At 33.3% G+C, this 16,063-nt stretch carries 20 protein-coding genes; 12 read left to right on the top strand and 8 right to left on the bottom strand.

Translation table 11 applies throughout. The features are described 5' to 3' along the window. Positions 1–79: 79 nt before the first annotated feature. A complete protein-coding gene (locus BWGOE10_RS08125) occupies positions 80–880 on the top strand; it encodes a class C sortase (RefSeq protein WP_070141629.1) in 801 nt (266 codons plus the stop codon). Between the two features lie 21 nt (positions 881–901). Then, a complete protein-coding gene (locus BWGOE10_RS08130; RefSeq protein ID WP_070141630.1) occupies positions 902–1,726 on the top strand; it encodes a class C sortase in 825 nt (274 codons plus the stop codon). Positions 1,727–1,788: 62 nt separating this feature from the next. Here BWGOE10_RS08130 and BWGOE10_RS08135 read toward each other — a convergent pair whose 3' ends face one another. Next, the gene (locus BWGOE10_RS08135) at positions 1,789–1,968 is read right to left on the bottom strand and encodes an H-type small acid-soluble spore protein (protein WP_002064678.1); all 180 of its coding nucleotides are present in this window, start codon (positions 1,966–1,968) and stop codon (positions 1,789–1,791) included. A gap of 66 nt (positions 1,969–2,034) precedes the next feature. Continuing rightward, on the bottom strand, positions 2,035–3,249 hold the full coding sequence (locus tag BWGOE10_RS08140; protein ID WP_070141631.1) for a helix-turn-helix domain-containing protein: 1,215 nt from the start codon (positions 3,247–3,249) through the stop codon (positions 2,035–2,037). Between the two features lie 118 nt (positions 3,250–3,367). Between BWGOE10_RS08140 and BWGOE10_RS08145 the strand changes: the two genes are divergently transcribed. After that, positions 3,368–4,636: an MFS transporter gene (locus BWGOE10_RS08145; protein WP_070141632.1), complete on the top strand. Its 1,269-nt coding sequence runs from the start codon at positions 3,368–3,370 to the stop codon at positions 4,634–4,636. 109 nt (positions 4,637–4,745) lie between these two features. Beyond that, a complete protein-coding gene (locus tag BWGOE10_RS08150; RefSeq protein WP_070141633.1) occupies positions 4,746–5,270 on the top strand; it encodes a DUF4398 domain-containing protein in 525 nt (174 codons plus the stop codon). A gap of 291 nt (positions 5,271–5,561) precedes the next feature. Here the strand turns inward: BWGOE10_RS08150 and BWGOE10_RS08155 are convergent, their stop codons facing one another. Continuing rightward, positions 5,562–5,984, bottom strand: a complete 423-nt coding sequence (locus tag BWGOE10_RS08155; RefSeq protein WP_070141634.1) for a YfmQ family protein — start codon at positions 5,982–5,984, stop codon at positions 5,562–5,564. Positions 5,985–6,205: 221 nt separating this feature from the next. On the opposite strand from BWGOE10_RS08155, the gene BWGOE10_RS08160 reads away from it, so the two are divergent. The 5 genes from BWGOE10_RS08160 to BWGOE10_RS08180 all read left to right on the top strand — a co-directional run bounded on the left by BWGOE10_RS08160 (position 6,206) and on the right by BWGOE10_RS08180 (position 9,518). Next, the gene (locus tag BWGOE10_RS08160) at positions 6,206–6,367 is read left to right on the top strand and encodes a peptidase (RefSeq protein WP_070141635.1); all 162 of its coding nucleotides are present in this window, start codon (positions 6,206–6,208) and stop codon (positions 6,365–6,367) included. A 160-nt stretch (positions 6,368–6,527) separates the two neighbouring features. Then, positions 6,528–7,163: a cupin domain-containing protein gene (locus BWGOE10_RS08165; RefSeq protein ID WP_070141636.1), complete on the top strand. Its 636-nt coding sequence runs from the start codon at positions 6,528–6,530 to the stop codon at positions 7,161–7,163. 100 nt (positions 7,164–7,263) lie between these two features. After that, positions 7,264–8,355: a serine hydrolase gene (locus tag BWGOE10_RS08170; RefSeq protein WP_070141637.1), complete on the top strand. Its 1,092-nt coding sequence runs from the start codon at positions 7,264–7,266 to the stop codon at positions 8,353–8,355. A gap of 123 nt (positions 8,356–8,478) precedes the next feature. Then, positions 8,479–9,054, top strand: a complete 576-nt coding sequence (locus BWGOE10_RS08175) for a histidine phosphatase family protein (protein WP_070141648.1) — start codon at positions 8,479–8,481, stop codon at positions 9,052–9,054. An 89-nt stretch (positions 9,055–9,143) separates the two neighbouring features. After that, positions 9,144–9,518 carry a hypothetical protein gene (locus BWGOE10_RS08180; protein ID WP_000461761.1) on the top strand — a complete coding sequence of 125 codons (375 nt, stop codon included), beginning with the start codon at positions 9,144–9,146 and terminating at the stop codon, positions 9,516–9,518. A 39-nt stretch (positions 9,519–9,557) separates the two neighbouring features. On the opposite strand, the gene BWGOE10_RS08185 is transcribed toward BWGOE10_RS08180, so the two are convergent. Genes BWGOE10_RS08185 through BWGOE10_RS08195 form a run of 3 tightly spaced genes read right to left on the bottom strand, consistent with a single transcriptional unit; the run spans position 9,558 to position 11,153 of the window. Next, the gene (locus BWGOE10_RS08185; RefSeq protein ID WP_070141638.1) at positions 9,558–10,469 is read right to left on the bottom strand and encodes an alpha/beta fold hydrolase; all 912 of its coding nucleotides are present in this window, start codon (positions 10,467–10,469) and stop codon (positions 9,558–9,560) included. Next, entirely contained in the window at positions 10,430–10,759 is a 330-nt protein-coding gene (locus BWGOE10_RS08190; protein WP_070141639.1) for a DUF3147 family protein, read from the bottom strand. Before BWGOE10_RS08190 ends, BWGOE10_RS08185 begins: the two co-directional genes overlap by 40 nt. Next, entirely contained in the window at positions 10,743–11,153 is a 411-nt protein-coding gene (locus BWGOE10_RS08195) for a MarR family winged helix-turn-helix transcriptional regulator (RefSeq protein ID WP_070141640.1), read from the bottom strand. The genes BWGOE10_RS08190 and BWGOE10_RS08195 overlap by 17 nt, the downstream gene beginning before the upstream one ends. Positions 11,154–11,277: 124 nt before the next feature. Between BWGOE10_RS08195 and BWGOE10_RS08200 the strand changes: the two genes are divergently transcribed. Then, positions 11,278–12,105: a protein phosphatase 2C domain-containing protein gene (locus BWGOE10_RS08200; protein ID WP_070141641.1), complete on the top strand. Its 828-nt coding sequence runs from the start codon at positions 11,278–11,280 to the stop codon at positions 12,103–12,105. A gap of 46 nt (positions 12,106–12,151) precedes the next feature. Here the strand turns inward: BWGOE10_RS08200 and asnB are convergent, their stop codons facing one another. After that, complete coding sequence (gene asnB / locus BWGOE10_RS08205; RefSeq protein ID WP_070141642.1) at positions 12,152–13,975, bottom strand: asparagine synthase (glutamine-hydrolyzing); 1,824 nt, start codon at positions 13,973–13,975, stop codon at positions 12,152–12,154. Positions 13,976–14,240: 265 nt separating this feature from the next. Here asnB and BWGOE10_RS08210 point away from each other — a divergent pair, with 265 nt between their 5' ends. Both BWGOE10_RS08210 and BWGOE10_RS08215 read left to right on the top strand, forming a co-directional pair. Further along, positions 14,241–14,807, top strand: coding sequence for a sigma-70 family RNA polymerase sigma factor (locus BWGOE10_RS08210; RefSeq protein ID WP_070141643.1), 567 nt, complete (start codon positions 14,241–14,243; stop codon positions 14,805–14,807). Continuing rightward, positions 14,804–15,910 (top strand): DUF4179 domain-containing protein, encoded by a 1,107-nt coding sequence (locus BWGOE10_RS08215; protein WP_070141644.1) that lies wholly within the window; start codon positions 14,804–14,806, stop codon positions 15,908–15,910. The genes BWGOE10_RS08210 and BWGOE10_RS08215 overlap by 4 nt, the downstream gene beginning before the upstream one ends. A gap of 63 nt (positions 15,911–15,973) precedes the next feature. Here the strand turns inward: BWGOE10_RS08215 and BWGOE10_RS33940 are convergent, their stop codons facing one another. Continuing rightward, the gene (locus tag BWGOE10_RS33940) at positions 15,974–16,057 is read right to left on the bottom strand and encodes a hypothetical protein (RefSeq protein WP_415858225.1); all 84 of its coding nucleotides are present in this window, start codon (positions 16,055–16,057) and stop codon (positions 15,974–15,976) included. Between the last annotated feature and the right edge of the window lie 6 nt (positions 16,058–16,063).

Raw genomic sequence — 16,063 nt, forward strand, 5'->3', positions numbered from 1 at the left:
TAATAATTGAGTTTGGAAAAGAGGAAAGGCATTAGGCCTTCCTCTTTTCCACATTTTATCCGTAGTGAAAGAGGATGCTATGAAACGAAATATTATTTTTGGAGCTATTTTTTTGTTAGGTTTAAGTATATTTTTATATCCAACTGTAAGTAATTGGCTTGCAACGAAGACACATTACTCAGAAGTAAGTACGTACGATGAAATGGTAAGTAATTTACAAAAAGAAGAAATTGAACGTAGAGAGAAAGACGCACAGGAGTATAATGAAAAAGTTCAACGGACGACACAAATATTTTCAGATCCATTCCATGAAAAGAGTGACGAGAATAAAACTTCTCATGTAGATATGTTAAATATGGGTGACGTGATGAGGTATGTAGAAATTCCGAAAATTGATGTGAATCTTCCAATCTATCAAGGAACATCGGAAGAAGTGTTAAGCCGCGGAATTGGACAACTGAACGAGTCTTCATTACCAGTAGGTGGAGAAAATACACATATAGTTTTAACGGGACATCGTGGTTTACCTTCAGCACTTATGTTTACTCATTTAGATAAAATCGAAAAGAACGATATATTTTATATTCATTCGCTAGATAAAATTCTTGCCTATAGGGTAGATCAAATAAAAGTTGTATTACCAAATGAGACGGACGATTTATTAGTAGTACAAGGAGAAGATTATGCAACATTAATTACGTGTACCCCTTATGGAGTGAATACACATCGGTTACTAGTGAGAGGACACCGTGTTCCATTTAGTGAGGGAGAAAAAGAGATGATTACAAAATCTTTCATGATAGAAGAGTGGATGATTATTATACCTATCGTTATTATTTGTATTGTTCTTCTAATTGTTTATATGAAAAAGAGAAAATAGTATGTATTGTGTGGTGAGTGTGTGAGAAGGGGATTTATAAGTTTGTTACTGTTCCTCGCAGGGCTTTCATTATTTTTGTATCCAACGGTTGCTAATTATTTCAACCATTATGTATATAAAACACGGGTCATAAGTTATGAAAAAATGGTCGATGATTTAAAAGCAGAAGATGTTAATGAGAAATTTCGTAAGTTGGAAGCATATAATAAATCGTTAGAGAAAACTACTTTTAAAATGAATGATCCATTTGTTCATGATGCTAAAATAAGTAACGAACAGTTAAATTTTATAAATAAAGACGAGATATTTGGTACAATTTCAATTCCAAAAATAAATGAGGAGTTGCCAATTTACTTAGGTGCAAGTCAAGAAAACTTAAGTAGAGGGGTAGGACAAATTGAAGGGACTTCTTTACCAATTGGCGGGAAAGATACACATACTGTATTGGCAGGACATCGTGGGTATCACGGAGCGACGATGTTTCGCCACCTTGATCGATTAAGTGATGGTGACATATTTTACGTAAATGTGCTTGGAAAGCAGCAAGTGTATAAAGTAATTGGCCGTGAAATCATTAATCCAAATCAAGTTGACAAATTAAATGTAATAAAAGGAAAAGACAAAGTTACACTACTTACATGTGAGCCATATACATCAAGTAAATATCGTTTGTTAGTGTATGGGGAGCGAGTAGAAAGTGACCGAAATGAAATGGAACACCTCAAAAAGAGTGTAGTAGAAGTTAGCAGTTATGAAACAAGAGATATATTTATAAAACTGGCTTGTGGAGTAGTAGGTTTCATTGTAATTTGTATCGGTTTGTATGGATTACTAAAGAGAAAATAGGAATGATGATACTTAAATAGAACTAAGAGAAACGCCACTTCAAAAAATTGAAGTGGCGTTTCTTATATTTCCTCTAAGCTATTAACCGGAACTGTTAATTCGCGTCTTGGATTTGTTACTTCATATATGCGGGCGGTTTCGTTGTTTTCGTCAACGTGTTGAATCATAACAGGCATGCCTTGAAAACTGACATTGGCTTCTTCTGATGACTCTGAAAGCTCTTTTGCGCGTTGTATATTCATTTATATTCCTCCCATTATTATTATCTTTGCTAAAAAGGAGGAATAATATACCATTTCGAGACATTCTTAAAGTTTTTGTATTATTTGTAATGTTTCTTTAATAAATGAAGAGAAGATGGAATCAGGATAGCCATCTATCGCTTGAACTGCTTCTTTTGCTTCTTTCAGGGCAGCTTTTTTATCTTGAAGTTCTATATAGCAAAGAGCACGATAAGATCCAGCTGTTAATAACCATGATTGATCAAGTGGATGATTCATATAATCTGGCATGATAGCACGTTGTAATGTTTTTAAAGCTTCCTCGTATTGTTTTAAGCCGTATAAAGCTTTTCCTTTTTCAAGATAATACAATCCGTCGTCTTGAAAAAGTGGCTCATCTTTTAGTTTTTCTCGAAATTGTTCTAGATGTTCTAATGCAATTGTATATTCATTAGTAATTGTGTTGTAGTAGTAAGCTTTTAAAATATCAATAATCGCAGCGGATAAAGTATCTTCTGTAAAAATGGCAAATTGCTCAGATTTTTTTATGTAGTGTAAATATTGTTCTTTATCAGCCGTAATGATTTTTTGATAAGATAATATGCGGTAAAATTCATCTGTTTTATAATACACTTGATGTTTTTTTGAAAATGCAAGTGCATCTAAAATGACTCTTTCACATTTTTTATAATCGCCACATGCGAGTAAAATAATTGCTTCATATAAACATAACTGGATATGTATAATGAGATCCATTTCTAAATGTTTCACTTCATAGTCATTTCGGATACTAGCTATAAGTTGTAAACATTCAGCATATTTTTTACGTGTGAATATCGTAAAGGATAATTTTAATTTTGTTTCCGTACTGTCTCGATATAACGTATATTTTTCAAAAATAGAAGTAGCCTTTTCAACGTAATATTCAATATTGTAATCTTTCATAATTGCTGCAGCTGTTACAAATTGTTTATATAAACGAGCGGTATTTAAAGTGGGAGGTAGCTCTTTTTGAACGATAGGTAGTAAAGTCTCATATACTTCATCGCACTTATTTGCTTTTATTAGTTGTTCCATTTGTTGAATGAGTTCTATCATTTCCACATCATCTTCTTCTAGTAAAAAACTCGTTTCGCATCCAAGTTTATCAGCGATATATTGTAATGTTTTCATGGAAGGTGTAGCTTTTGCATTTTCAATTTGACTTAGCATACTTTTTGTCAGTTCTGAACCTGCTAATTCAGTTTGAGTAAGCTTTTTTTCTTTTCGTAACGTTTTAATTTTTTCGCCGAGAGTAGCCATCATATGCTCCTTTATAATCAAAAAGTTAAATACAATTAAACTTTTCTGTTGTAAAAATTGGAAAGTTGTATATATAATAAGTTTAACACAATTTAACTTTTAAGGGGAGAGTGTCATAATGGGGGATGTAAGTATAGGTCAAAATGATTGGAAAATGAAGATTGCAACGAGAAATATTATTTTAATGATGATTGGAAAGATGACGTCCTTGTTAGGGGCGGGTATTTATACGTTTGCAATGGGGTTATACGTATTAAAGACAACTGGTTCAGGAATGGGGTTTGCAACTACTCTTATTTGCGGATCAATACCAAGAATGATCTGTGGACCAATTGCAGGTGCTGTAGCTGACCGCGTCAATCGAAAATGGCTTGTCATTGGCACAGATTTATTAAGTAGTTTAACGATGCTTATTATGTTTATTCTTACTACTATATTTGGACCATCACTTCTGTTTATTTATGTATCAGCGGCATTATTATCAATTTGTGCAAGTTTTTATTCTGTAGCATTAACTTCGTCTATTCCTAATTTAGTAGATGAGGAGCGTATTCAAAAAGCGAGTGCTTTGAACCAGACGGCAGCATCTTTATCGAATATTTTAGCACCAATTATTGGCGGAGTTGTATTTGGTTTTTTTTCAATTAAGTCGTTCTTTCTGTTAAATAGCATTACATTCTTTTTAGCGGTTATTGTGCAATTATTTATCGTATTTGATTTATATAAAAAAGAAATGGCTGAAAGTAAAGAGCATTTCTTGACGAGTATAAAAGAAGGTTTTTCATATATAAAAAGACAGCATGAAATATATGGTTTAATGAAAATAGGGCTATGGGTAAACTTTTTTGCGAGTGCACTTTTCGTTTCACTTCCATATATTATTGTTCAAAATTTGCATTTATCCTCGAAGCAACTCGGTGTTGTAGAGGGAATGTTAGCAGTCGGGATGCTAATTGGTGCGATTGTTTTATCAGTACGTAAAGAAGTGAATAATCCGTTTCGCTCTGTTTATATTGGGCTGTTTTTATTTGCGGGCTTGAGTTTATGTACAGTCTTTCCGTTGTTAGTTACCATTCCGAAAGTGGTAAGTTTTATTTACTATATCGCTTTTATGATTTTAACGGGTATATCAATGATGGTTGTAAATATCCCGATGCAAGTACATATGCAAAAGACGACGGATCCAAGTTATTTAGGGCGTGTATTCGGCCTGCTTGAAACAATTGCTACTGCAATCGCGCCGCTCGGTATGATTGTATATGGATTATTATTAGATATGCTGCCGACTAGCATTGTTATGATGACATTAGGCGGGGGATTATTGTTAGTTGTATTAGTTGGAGTAAAGCAGCATATGGCGAAAAAACAAGTGGATGTGTCGGTCTAAAAGAAAATTTTAACAATATAAAAATGACCAAATTAGTATTTTAGTTTTTGAAACTCTTTTTCATGTATGTTACAGTAAAGTGAGCAGGCAAAGAAAAGGAGAAAACATCATGAAAAAATTAAGTTTTATTATGCTTTTTCTGTTAGTCGTAATGGCTGGATGTAGTAATTATGACACATATATTGAAACAGGTATGCAATCATTGAAAAATGAAAAATATAGTGATGCGATTATGTGGTTTGAAAAAGCGGAAAAAGAGAAATCAGGAAATGAAGCGAAGGCATATAAAGAAGTCGCTCAGTTATTAGATCACGGTGCGACAGCATTAAAAGATGGTAAGTATTTAGAAACGAAAGACATTGCAAATGAAGTGTTACAAAAGAAAAAAGACGATGCACTTGAAAAAGCTGTGACATCAAATGCAGAGAATATGCTTCAAAAAGCAAAAGATGTGGAAGAGAAAGTGAATGAAAGAGTGGCAAAGCGTAGAAATGTAGAAGAAGAAGGAATCGATAAACTTATTAAAGCTGTCGATAGTATAGATGAAGTGAAAGAAAAAGAGAAAAAAGTTTCGGAAGGATTAGATAAGGCTGAAGAGGCACAAGCAAAAATTGAGGCAAAGAAAAATAAATAGAGTTATAGTTTGAAAGGCTGTCGTGTATAACGACAGCCTTTTAATTTTTTGCTGCAAAAGAAGTGATGCTCTGTAGTAAAAAAGAAATTATTTTAGAATTCCATTATTACCAGAACATACGGTGTTAGTACACGCTCTGAAAGATGATACGGATCGATTACAGAACAAGCTAAGCATAGCAGGGTATGAAAATATATATTCACTTTCAATGGAATGTGTAGAATTAACTTAACATGTATAGGAAAAAAGGAATCCGTAGACATTTGGATTCCTTTTTCTAATATATGAGTATTAAGCTAAATCAGCTGACACGAACATATCACTATTTTGAAGGTTTTTAGAGCGTAAACTATAAGCAACTACCTTCTTTTTATGTTGTTTTACAACATCAACATGCTCTTCATGACTATAAATATAAAATATGAAATCTTTTTTGCCACGTTTTGTATTTATAATTAAAGGAGTGCCCTCATTATGTGGTGGTGCATAATAGCGATTTAAAAATAAACCTTCGTTAAAATCATTAATAATTTTACTTTTCTTATCGCCTTCTAAGCTATTTCCATTGATCGTTACAGTAGCATTTTCTTCATCCAGTTGCGGATGTGTTTCATATCGGCTAATAATGGATTCAATAACAGAGTTTGGAAGGCTAGAAACGATAATTTTAAATGCCCCAAATACAACTAACAGTACAATAAACCAAGTCGTCATAGTATATCATCCCCTTTATTCTATTAAATAATATAACCCATATGGTAATAGTACATATGGTGAAGTTTTGTATATTTTGTGAAAATTTTTCCTTTTTCGAACGGAATGTTAGAAAAATCAATTTTGTTACAAAAAGTTGAAATCAAAGCTTTTTATAAAAAAAAGGTTTATAATAAAAATATAACTAATAACAACATAACTAAAAACAAGGAAGTGTAACTATGAGTACTGTAACAATCGTATATGGTATTATTCTTTCTACAATTATTGTTTTATTTTTCGTCGGGGTTTCACGTTATATTCATAAATGGAAAGAAAGCGTTGCGAAATTAAATCACATTGAAGAAGAACTTAGTGATTTAATGTTACATCATGGTAAGTAAACGTTTATTTTTTAACTAAACAATGTGAAGAATATCACAAAACATGCTCCCTTTAGGAAAGCATGTTTTTTATTATGTGCTGAATAGGCACATATCATCTATTTTTCCCATACGATACATCGTTAAGTACAGAATGTTCGGAGCGGGAAAGAGGGATAAAATGAGTAATTCAGGTTATGTTACGGATAATAAAAATTTAAAGAAAAGCTCAGGAACTCCAAATCTTTTCTTTGATTCAAGAAAAAATGTCTTTTTTAAAAGAGATGAAAAAAATGTTGCGTATGAAGTAACGTCAACACAGTTACCGGCGATGATTGGAGGAGCATTTGTTGATTTGTTTATGACGAAGGGGCATATGCGAGAACCACATTGGCATCCGAATGCTTGGGAGTTAGATGTTGTTGTCTCTGGAGAAGCCGTTACATCTATTTTAAATCCTGAAACGAATCAATTACAAAATTATCATTTGAAAGCGGGGCAAACTGTCTTTATTCCAATGGGTTGGTGGCACTGGATCACAGCTGTAACAGAGGAAGTACAATTACATTTATTCTTCAATAATGATCAGTTTGAAACAGCAGAAGGATCGGACGTACTTAGATTAACGCCTCCAGAAGTATTTCAAGCTGCTTACGGTGTAAGTGCAGAGAAGCTAGCGATTGATCTTTCGCCAATTAAAGAATCAGTTGTAATTGGACCGCCCACATCAAATCGTCTAAAAAGTGATAAACAGATTGATGATTCAAATATAGTAGTTACGTTAAATGGACAAATAACTTCATGTGAAATAGAATAACTTTTTCTTTTTTAGGAAGAGTTATTCTGTTTTGTATAAAATTGTAATTCATTTCGGTATAATTAATATATAGAAGGCAATTTGTTAGAGGAGGCACATTGTGAATATATTAAAAATTATAGGGATAATTGCGGGAGTTATTATAGTAGTTGTTATAGCTTTCTTTGCAGTTATGAAATATTATTTGTCAAAAGAAGATCCTGATTACGTATTAAACTACATAAAAGAACATAAAGGTGATGAAACATGTTCATTACTTATTAGAAAAAACGGTGAAGTAGTAACATCTGTAAATGAAAATAAAAAATTACCATTAGCAAGTATGGCAAAAATCGTAATAGCAGTTGAGTTTGCTAAACAAGTGTCAGAAGGAAAAATCCGCCGCGATGAACAAATTTCATTGAAAGAACTAGAAAAATACTACGTTAAAGACACTGATGGTGGAGCGCATCCTGCATGGTTAGAAGATGCCAAAGTTAGAGAGTTAGTGAAAAATGAACAAATCACTTTAGAAGAAGTTGCCAAAGGGATGATTCATTATAGTTCTAATGCAAATACAACATATTTATTAGAGAAACTTGGGATAGATAGAGTAAATGAAAGTATAAAAGAATTAGAGCTTACTAGTCATGATAAGTTCTCTTCGTATACTGCTTCACTATATATGAGAGGATATGCAGAAAAAGAGCTTCATGTATCAGAGGATCAATCATTAGAAATGATACGTAACATGTCTAATGATGAATATAATAAACATGTGTTACAAATACATGAATGGATGAAAAATGAAAGTGAATGGAAGAAACGTGATATACCATTAAAAATAGATATGGAATTCCAGCGTATTTGGTCAGATCGATTAGTGAGTGCAAATGCTAAAGATTATTTGAGTTTAATGGAAAAGATAAATAGTAGAAATTATTTTCCAAAATCAATGCAAGATGAAATGGAGAATGTTTTTAAAGGAACAGTTCAAAATAGTAAATTCGAATATGCTGGTCAAAAAGGTGGCTCTACCGCATTCGTATTGACAAAAAGTTTGTATACTACAGATAAGAAGGGAAATAAGGTTGAGGTTGTAATAATGTTTAATGATATAGATAATCAAATTACATACCAAAAGCTTAGAAATAATATAGATTATTTTATTCGAGATGTTATAACAGATGAAGAATTCAGAAGAAAGTTATAATGAAATAATTTTATTATGTAAACAAAGGGCGCTTATTTGAAAGCGTCCTTTTCTATTACTGATACAGGATTTCCTATTTACTCCATTGAATATAGATTGAAACTAAGAAAGGAAGAGGAACAAATGACTACAATATATTTCGTTCGCCACGCTCACTCTACATATACAAAGGAAGAAAGGGAACGTCCCTTATCTGACAAGGGACACTTTGATGCAGATAATGTAATACATTTATTAAAAGAGGAACATATTGATGTTGTGATCTCTAGTCCGTATAAAAGGGCGATTCAAACCGTGCAAGGAATTGCGAATACATATAATTTATCAATACAACTGGAAGAAGATTTACGGGAAAGGTTATTAAGTAAAGAGCCAGTAACAGATTTTAACGATGCTATTCAGAAAGTGTGGGAAGACTGGACTTTTGCATACGAAGGTGGGGAATCAAATGATGTAGCGCAAAGGCGTGCTGTATTATGTATGCAAAATATATTGGGAAAATATAAAGGGAAGAATATTGTAATAGGTACTCATGGGAATATTATGGTTTTACTTATGAATTATTTTGATTCGAAATATGATTTTCAGTTTTGGAAAACCCTTCATATGCCTGATGTGTATAAATTAGCTTTTGATAATAATCGTTTCATTTCTGCTGAAAGAATAGAGAAAACAGGTTACCAGATTAATAATTTGTAAAAGTTTATCAAAAAAAGAGGAAAGAGAGAAGGTATTGTAGAAGTATGACTTTGTAACATAAAAAATATTGGTTAAAGGAGGCTGTTTACATGTTTGAGAAAGAGAAAGAAGGGCTTATTGAAGTTCACAACGTATATGAAATCGCACCAGCAGATGGAGCAATTATAGGTATGGCAACGGAAGAAGAAATGGAGATTGCTGCTGAACTAGAGTTACAGTACTATGCCCATTCTCGTTTATTAGAAGCAAATATTCAGTTAGACGGTTCCTCCTATAAAGAGTTACTTCAGGAGTTCCAGGAGTACGAAAGAAAATCAATGAATTTTTGGAGAGCAATACATAAACGTTTAGCTGTGCCATGGGCATGGGTACTACGTATTGATGTTGCGAATGGTCCTATATATGTAAGCAATGGGAGTTCGTATTATGAAGAAGTTGATGATGACGAAGAAGATTATGAATAGATAAGTAAGGAAGCAGCTTTAGTTGCTTCCTTTTTTTATTTACAATGAGTGAATGGCTTCAATGATAGTATCTGGGCGATCATTTTCTATACTGTGGCCGGCATCTTCAGCCAAAATATACTGGCTGTTTATTGAGAGATTTAATTGTTCACGAATAAGTTCTTGCCACATATCTTCAAGTTGTATAGCTTCTTCTTTTGGCATACCGCCCTCAATCAATTGGGCAATAGAATATTGAGGATCTCTACCGATAACGATTAATGGTATTTCTAATGTTTTATGTTGTTTTTTTATTGAGCGAGCACAATTTTTCCACTCGGACAGTTCAGAAGCTATCGCTTTATATAATGAAGGAGATGTAGAAAATTTGATATGCTGTTTTGTTGTGTTGACGAACATAGATTTTAGTTCATTATAAAGTACTTCTGCATCCATGTTGGAGTAGGTATGATATTTTTGTAGCCACATATCATCAGAATCAGTTTGATCAGAAACCGGTAAATGCAGTTCATCTAATCGGTGTAAGTTCATGGAAGTAGAATCAACTAAAAGAAGTGCTTGCAGCCTATCTTCATGTAATATTGCAAAATGTTGTGCGCATAAACCTCCATAGGAATGACCGATTAAAATGATTGACTCATAAATATCTAGTTTATGTAGTAACATATGTAGTTCTTTTACAACTTGCATTGTTGTACGTCGATTAGTTCCAAGCTCACTTTCTCCGTAACCTGGGCGATGGTATGAAATGACTGTATAGTTTTGTGAAAGTTTTTCGATAATAGGAAGCCAATCATAAAATGAGCATCCCATTCCTGTTTGAATGACTACAGTTTGTTTACTACTACCTCTCATATATACTTCTACATTTTGTCCCAATATCTCTACAAATTTATGAATAATAATTCCCCCTAAGCTTGAAATAATTTTTGACAAGCAAAAACGATACACCAAACACCTATACCGAGTAGGACAGATGTACTAAGTGCAAATGAATTTTTTAAACCAATATAGACGATAAATAATAGTAGTGCTGATGCAGGAAATCCATATAATACGCCTAAAGCAAATTGACTCAATTCTTGTTTGTTACCACCTTCGAAAGAAATCCAAAATAGACTAAGTAAACTTACAAGAGGAAGGGCAGCAATAAAGCCGCCTATCGTACTATAATGTTTAGCGACTTCAGTAATAACGCCGATAATAAGTGCCGAAACGATAACTTTAACGAGGAAATGCATATTTTGCCTCCTTAGCTAATAACGAAAAGGCTTTTTCTATTAGGTGTTGCTCTTCTTTTGATAACTGTGATTCTAATATTTGTATCTTTTCTTTATCTAGCAAAGTATGTTTTTCTAATGCTTCAATTCCTTCTGTCGTTAATGTAAGGTTCACAACTCTTTCATCTTGTTTATTTCTTTCTTTAATGATAAATCCTTTTTGAATAAGGCGTTTTACATGTTCGGACGCTGTGTTATGAGATAAACCAAGTTCAGAAGCAATTTTTCCAATTGTTATATCTTTCTCCCGGGAAGTGATTTGTAAAATACGAATTGCTTGATGAGTAAGATTGTCTTCATATTCATAGCGCAAGTGGTAGTAAATTGTCTCCCAATGTGGATTAATGTCTTTCATAAAATAAATCCTCCTGTTTTTTATATCGTATTATAAGATATATTCGTTTTGTAAGAATTAAAATCCTGTTATTTTCATAATAAATGTTGAAAAAGTTTATTTTTATTGAAATATAAGGTAATCTATGTGTAAAGGTATACATTTAGCAAGAGAGAGGATGATAGCTGTGAATACATTTAAATGGATTAGTCATGAAAAGATGTATGTAGATCAAATACATGTTGAAAAATGTGGTCCTCTTTCAGTCGGCGTATATGGAGGAAATCAAGAGAGTGATGCATATGAAAGAGGAGATGCAGTGCTAGCTTGGTGGGATCCGAAATTAGAATTTGAATTTGTTATGATTTTTGATACACATCATAAAACGAAAAATATACATTATATAATAGAAGCGATTTCAGAAAGAGAAGAAAAACTAAAAGAGTTATTTTCATACCCAATCCATTTAGCATTTCATCATACACATATGTATTTATTAGCGTTATTTACAGATGAGTTATTTATCGAGAAATGTGACCAAGATGATGAGGAACTTGCATGTTTAATTTGTTTACGAAAAGGCGAGTTCTTATATTGGCTATCAGTTGGTGATTGCTTCGCGTATTTATTCCATTCAGAGCAAACGAAAAATGGAAAAGGTAGGCTAAATAAGCGTAAGAACTATGAATATATAGGAAGAAAAAATATTTTTGCAGCGAATACACCTTGCTTTACATCAGGGATAAGGGGATTAGAAAAAGGTCAGAATCACATTGTAATGGCAACGGATGGTATTTTAGAATGTGATAAACGAAAGTTTGACGATGATCAATCTTTAGTAGAAATATTACACGACGGAACTTGTTTACAGATTGAGCCTGTATTAACAAATGTACTTCAGTGGAAAGGTAGAGATTGTGCCACTATTATTGGATGGTCCATCGATACTGAAGATAGACAATGTGCCAATTAATAAATGAAAGGGAGTTCAAGGGTTTTTGTCCTTGAACTCTTTTTTGTTAAGCGATATGAATATGATACGTTTTTAACCATTCATTTACTTGTAGCATATACTCCATAGCACTTCTTGCTTCAAAATTGTTAACCACTTTATTACTTTGATCAGCAATTGCAAGTAATATGGAATGGTTAATAAGTGAGAAAACAGGATTGTTTTTATTACTGCACATATCAAGTGTTAAATTACGGATTGTTTGTAAGTAGTGTGGATCTTGTGAAGTTGGATAAGCACTTTTTCTTCTATTTCGTACGTCATCAGGTAAAGCAGGTTTCAGTGCTCTACGTAAAATACCTTTTTCAATATTATCAATACTTTTTATGTTGAAAGGAACGTTCCATAAATATTCAACTAGTCTATAATCACAAAACGGTACACGAACTTCAAAACCTACAGCCATACTCATACGATCTTTACGGTCGAGTAAGAAGGGAAGGAATCGTGTTAAAAATAAATAAAACATTTGACGTTGTTTCGCTTCTTTTTTACTTTCACCTTCAAGAGTAGGTACTTCAAGAGCAGCCTCGTGGAATCGTTTATTAATATAATGCTCAGGATTACATTGAGTCGTTACGTCATTTAATAATAGAGAAGATGTGTTTTTCCAGTTTGTTAACCACGGAAACTTATCTACATATAATAGTTCTTCTTGATGAAACCAAGGATATCCCCCGAATACTTCATCAGCAGATTCGCCAGATAAAGCCACGGTTGCATCTTTTTTCATTTCGCAAAATAGTAAATATAGTGAAGTTTCCATTTCACCAGCACTCGGTAAATCTCTTGCATGAAGGGGAACAAATAAGTGATTTGCTAATTCTTCTGCATTGACAATAATGTCATGATGCGACGTCCCTACGTGCTCAGAAACACGTTTTACCCAAGGGGCATCTAGACCAGTGCGAGCAAATGTAAGTTCGAAATCTTTAGCGCTGTTTACAAAATCAATTGAATACGTATGAAGTGTTTTGTGTTCCTCTGCAAATTCTTTACCTGCCAGTGCAGTAATACCACTAGAATCTAATCCGCCTGATAACATACAAACGAGGGTAACGTCGGCAATTAATTGTCTTTTTACTGTATCTTGTAAAATAGATAAAATGTGTGAAGATGTATCATCAACAGAATCTGTATGGATCTTACTTTCTAAATTCCAATACTTCTTAACTACTTTTTTATCACGTGTGAATGTTATAGAATGTCCAGCGCGAACTTCTTGAATATGTTTAAAGACGCCACAACCTGGAGTTCGAAATAATCCTAATCCAAATATTTCATTTATTCCATCCGTATCAAGTTCAGCAGGAACAGATGGGTGAGCTAATAGGGCTTTTATTTCAGAACCGAAAATAATGCTGTTATTTCTTTCTGTATAAAAGAGTGGTTTTACCCCTAAATGATCTCGTGCTAAAAATAATTGTTGCTTCTGATCATCCCATATAGCAAAAGCGAAAATTCCATTTAAATGTTGTACGCAATCTTCTCGCCATTCTAAATAAGCATGTAGTAGCACTTCTGTGTCTGAGTGTGTTTCAAATGTATGACCTTGTTTTTGAAGTAATTCTCTAAGCTCACGGAAATTATAAATTTCACCATTATAGGTAAGAGCATACGTATAATCACCAGCACGGAATGTTTTTGGCTGTGTGCCACCTTTAGGATCAATTACGATTAATCGACGGTGTGCAAAAGCCGCGCGAGGTGAAAACCAAAATCCTTCAGCATCCGGACCGCGATGCTGAATACTATTCGCCATCTTTTCTAAAATAACATGTTCAGTAGAAAGATCTTTATTCCAATTTACCCAGCCTGTAATTCCACACATATACAGTTCATCTCCTAATTTAAAATAGTAGATTAACAAAATAAAATATACACCAAGTTAAAGAACGACTACATAAATAGTGTACTACATGAATTAAACTGTAGACTTGAGAAAATTTTCTTCAAATTCAAAGTTATATGAGACAATAGATGTGGAAGAGTATTCCATTACATACAAAAAATAATAAAAAAGATGAGAGAAAACTTTTTTCTGGACGTTATATAGGGTGTAAAAGCTTTTACAAAAAAATAAGGGGAATCGCTACATGAAATCAAATGAGAAAAATTTTATAAAAAGATTACAGCGGCAAAAAGAAGATGCGCTAGAATTTGTTGTTGATACATACTTACCACTCATAAAGGGGATAACGCATAAAGTTCTTCTTCCGGTTCAAAATGATGGGTTGATAGAGGAATGTGTAAATGATATATTTCTTTCCATTTGGAATAACGCAAATAAATTTCATGGAGAACCAAATGATTTTAAAAAGTGGATTGCGGCGATTGCTAAGTTTAAAGCAATTGACTATTACCGAAAAGCAAATAAAAAAGTAGAAATCATTTCAGATGAATTTCATATAAGTACTGAAAAATCGGCAGAAGACGAATTAATCGTTATGGAAGATAGGGAAGAATTATTGAATCTCATTAATCAATTGGAGCCTTTAGATCAAAAGGTATTCATTATGAAATATCTCCTCGGTATGAAGACAGAAGAAATAGGAGACAAATTAGGATTAACTCGAGCAGCGATAGATAATCGTGTGTATCGTGGGAAAAAGAAACTACAACAAAATGCTACGAATATTAGTTTTGGGGGTAGTGTAATATGAAAGACATTTATGAACTATTAAATGAGATTGATATAGATGAAAAAGAACTTAAGGAAATTGAGACTTCTGAAATTGAAAAAGAAAAAGTAAAACGTAATTTAAAACAATCGATACGTACGAAGAAAAAGATGAAAACTTGGAAAAAAGGTGTCGCTGCTGCGTCTATTTTAGTAGGATTATCAGTTGCAACGCTAGGCATTGGATTTCCTACATACGCCGGAGGGCTGCCTATAGTAGGGGATATATTCCGATTTTTAGATAATGGTAGAACAGGGCTATATGAAAATTATAAAGAGTTTTCGACTGAGTTGAATATGACGAGGGAGAGTAATGGGGTTAAGGTCACAATTAATGATGCTGTGTTCGATGGTAGAACAATCACAATTACTTATTCTATTGAGAGTGATAAAGATTTAGGAGAGAAACCGTTCCTATTTGGAAGCCCGCAAGTTATGGGCTTTAATGGTGCGGGAGGTAGTTCTCAAGTAACAAAGGTTGGAGAGAAAAAGTACGTAGGTATGACTACAATGAGTGGTCATAGGAATGAAAGGTTAGATGTTGCAAACGTTTGGTGGGATATAGAAGCAATTGAGATGGATTATAAAGGTAATTCAATTAAGGGAAATTGGAATTTCGCACTTAGTTTAAAGGCAATGGATAGTAAGGAAGTAAAGGTTAATGGTGTTTCCGAGAAAGAAGGCATAAAAGTAAATATAGACAAAATGGAAGTAACCCCTATGTCATTTATCGTTTTTTTCAATCAGGAAGAGTCTAAGGCATTAAGAAGTATATGGGATAGTGCAGATGTGGAATTAGAAATAAAAGATGATTTAGGAAATCGATATGCAGGTGAAGGAAATGGCGGAAGTAGTACAGTAGCAGAGCCACATAAAAGTAGTTGGAGTGCTACCTTCCAAAAGTTGAACGAAAATGCAACAAAGCTTATCGTTACACCTCACGTGCACTTGCGAGTGCATACACCTGAAAATCATGGTGGAGTGGAGTATGTGAATGGAAAAGAGAAGAAAATTGAAGTGCCGAAAAAAGAAGCGAAGAGTAAAGATATTGTATTAGATGATATTGTAATTGATTTAAAGAAATAAAAAGTGAGACTGCCTGAAATAAATAGTGGTCTTATCCCTGTCAAGTAGACAATATTAAAAAGACTAAGCAGCCATCGAGATTCGATATTCTATCGGAGCTCGGTGGTTGAGTCGTTTTGGGAACCGTTTATAGTTATAAAAATAAATATACTC

Origin of the sequence: Bacillus mycoides (genome assembly GCF_001757995.1) — a bacterium.
Lineage (GTDB): Bacteria > Bacillota > Bacilli > Bacillales > Bacillaceae_G > Bacillus_A > Bacillus_A mycoides_B.

Bases quoted from the DNA above. Each gene is read 5' to 3' on its own strand.
- BWGOE10_RS08165 (WP_070141636.1), top strand. From the start codon at position 6,528: ATGAGTAATTCAGGTTATGTTACGGATAATAAAAATTTAAAGAAAAGC.
- BWGOE10_RS08150 (WP_070141633.1), top strand. From the start codon at position 4,746: ATGAAAAAATTAAGTTTTATTATGCTTTTTCTGTTAGTCGTAATGGCT.
- BWGOE10_RS08140 (WP_070141631.1), bottom strand. From the start codon at position 3,249: ATGGCTACTCTCGGCGAAAAAATTAAAACGTTACGAAAAGAAAAAAAG.
- BWGOE10_RS08195 (WP_070141640.1), bottom strand. From the start codon at position 11,153: ATGAAAGACATTAATCCACATTGGGAGACAATTTACTACCACTTGCGC.
- BWGOE10_RS08125 (WP_070141629.1), top strand. From the start codon at position 80: ATGAAACGAAATATTATTTTTGGAGCTATTTTTTTGTTAGGTTTAAGT.
- BWGOE10_RS08190 (WP_070141639.1), bottom strand. From the start codon at position 10,759: ATGCATTTCCTCGTTAAAGTTATCGTTTCGGCACTTATTATCGGCGTT.
- asnB (WP_070141642.1), bottom strand. From the start codon at position 13,975: ATGTGTGGAATTACAGGCTGGGTAAATTGGAATAAAGATCTTTCTACT.
- BWGOE10_RS08180 (WP_000461761.1), top strand. From the start codon at position 9,144: ATGTTTGAGAAAGAGAAAGAAGGGCTTATTGAAGTTCACAACGTATAT.
- BWGOE10_RS08160 (WP_070141635.1), top strand. From the start codon at position 6,206: ATGAGTACTGTAACAATCGTATATGGTATTATTCTTTCTACAATTATT.
- BWGOE10_RS08155 (WP_070141634.1), bottom strand. From the start codon at position 5,984: ATGACGACTTGGTTTATTGTACTGTTAGTTGTATTTGGGGCATTTAAA.
- BWGOE10_RS08135 (WP_002064678.1), bottom strand. From the start codon at position 1,968: ATGAATATACAACGCGCAAAAGAGCTTTCAGAGTCATCAGAAGAAGCC.
- BWGOE10_RS08175 (WP_070141648.1), top strand. From the start codon at position 8,479: ATGACTACAATATATTTCGTTCGCCACGCTCACTCTACATATACAAAG.
- BWGOE10_RS08200 (WP_070141641.1), top strand. From the start codon at position 11,278: ATGTGTAAAGGTATACATTTAGCAAGAGAGAGGATGATAGCTGTGAAT.
- BWGOE10_RS08215 (WP_070141644.1), top strand. From the start codon at position 14,804: ATGAAAGACATTTATGAACTATTAAATGAGATTGATATAGATGAAAAA.
- BWGOE10_RS08210 (WP_070141643.1), top strand. From the start codon at position 14,241: ATGAAATCAAATGAGAAAAATTTTATAAAAAGATTACAGCGGCAAAAA.
- BWGOE10_RS08145 (WP_070141632.1), top strand. From the start codon at position 3,368: ATGGGGGATGTAAGTATAGGTCAAAATGATTGGAAAATGAAGATTGCA.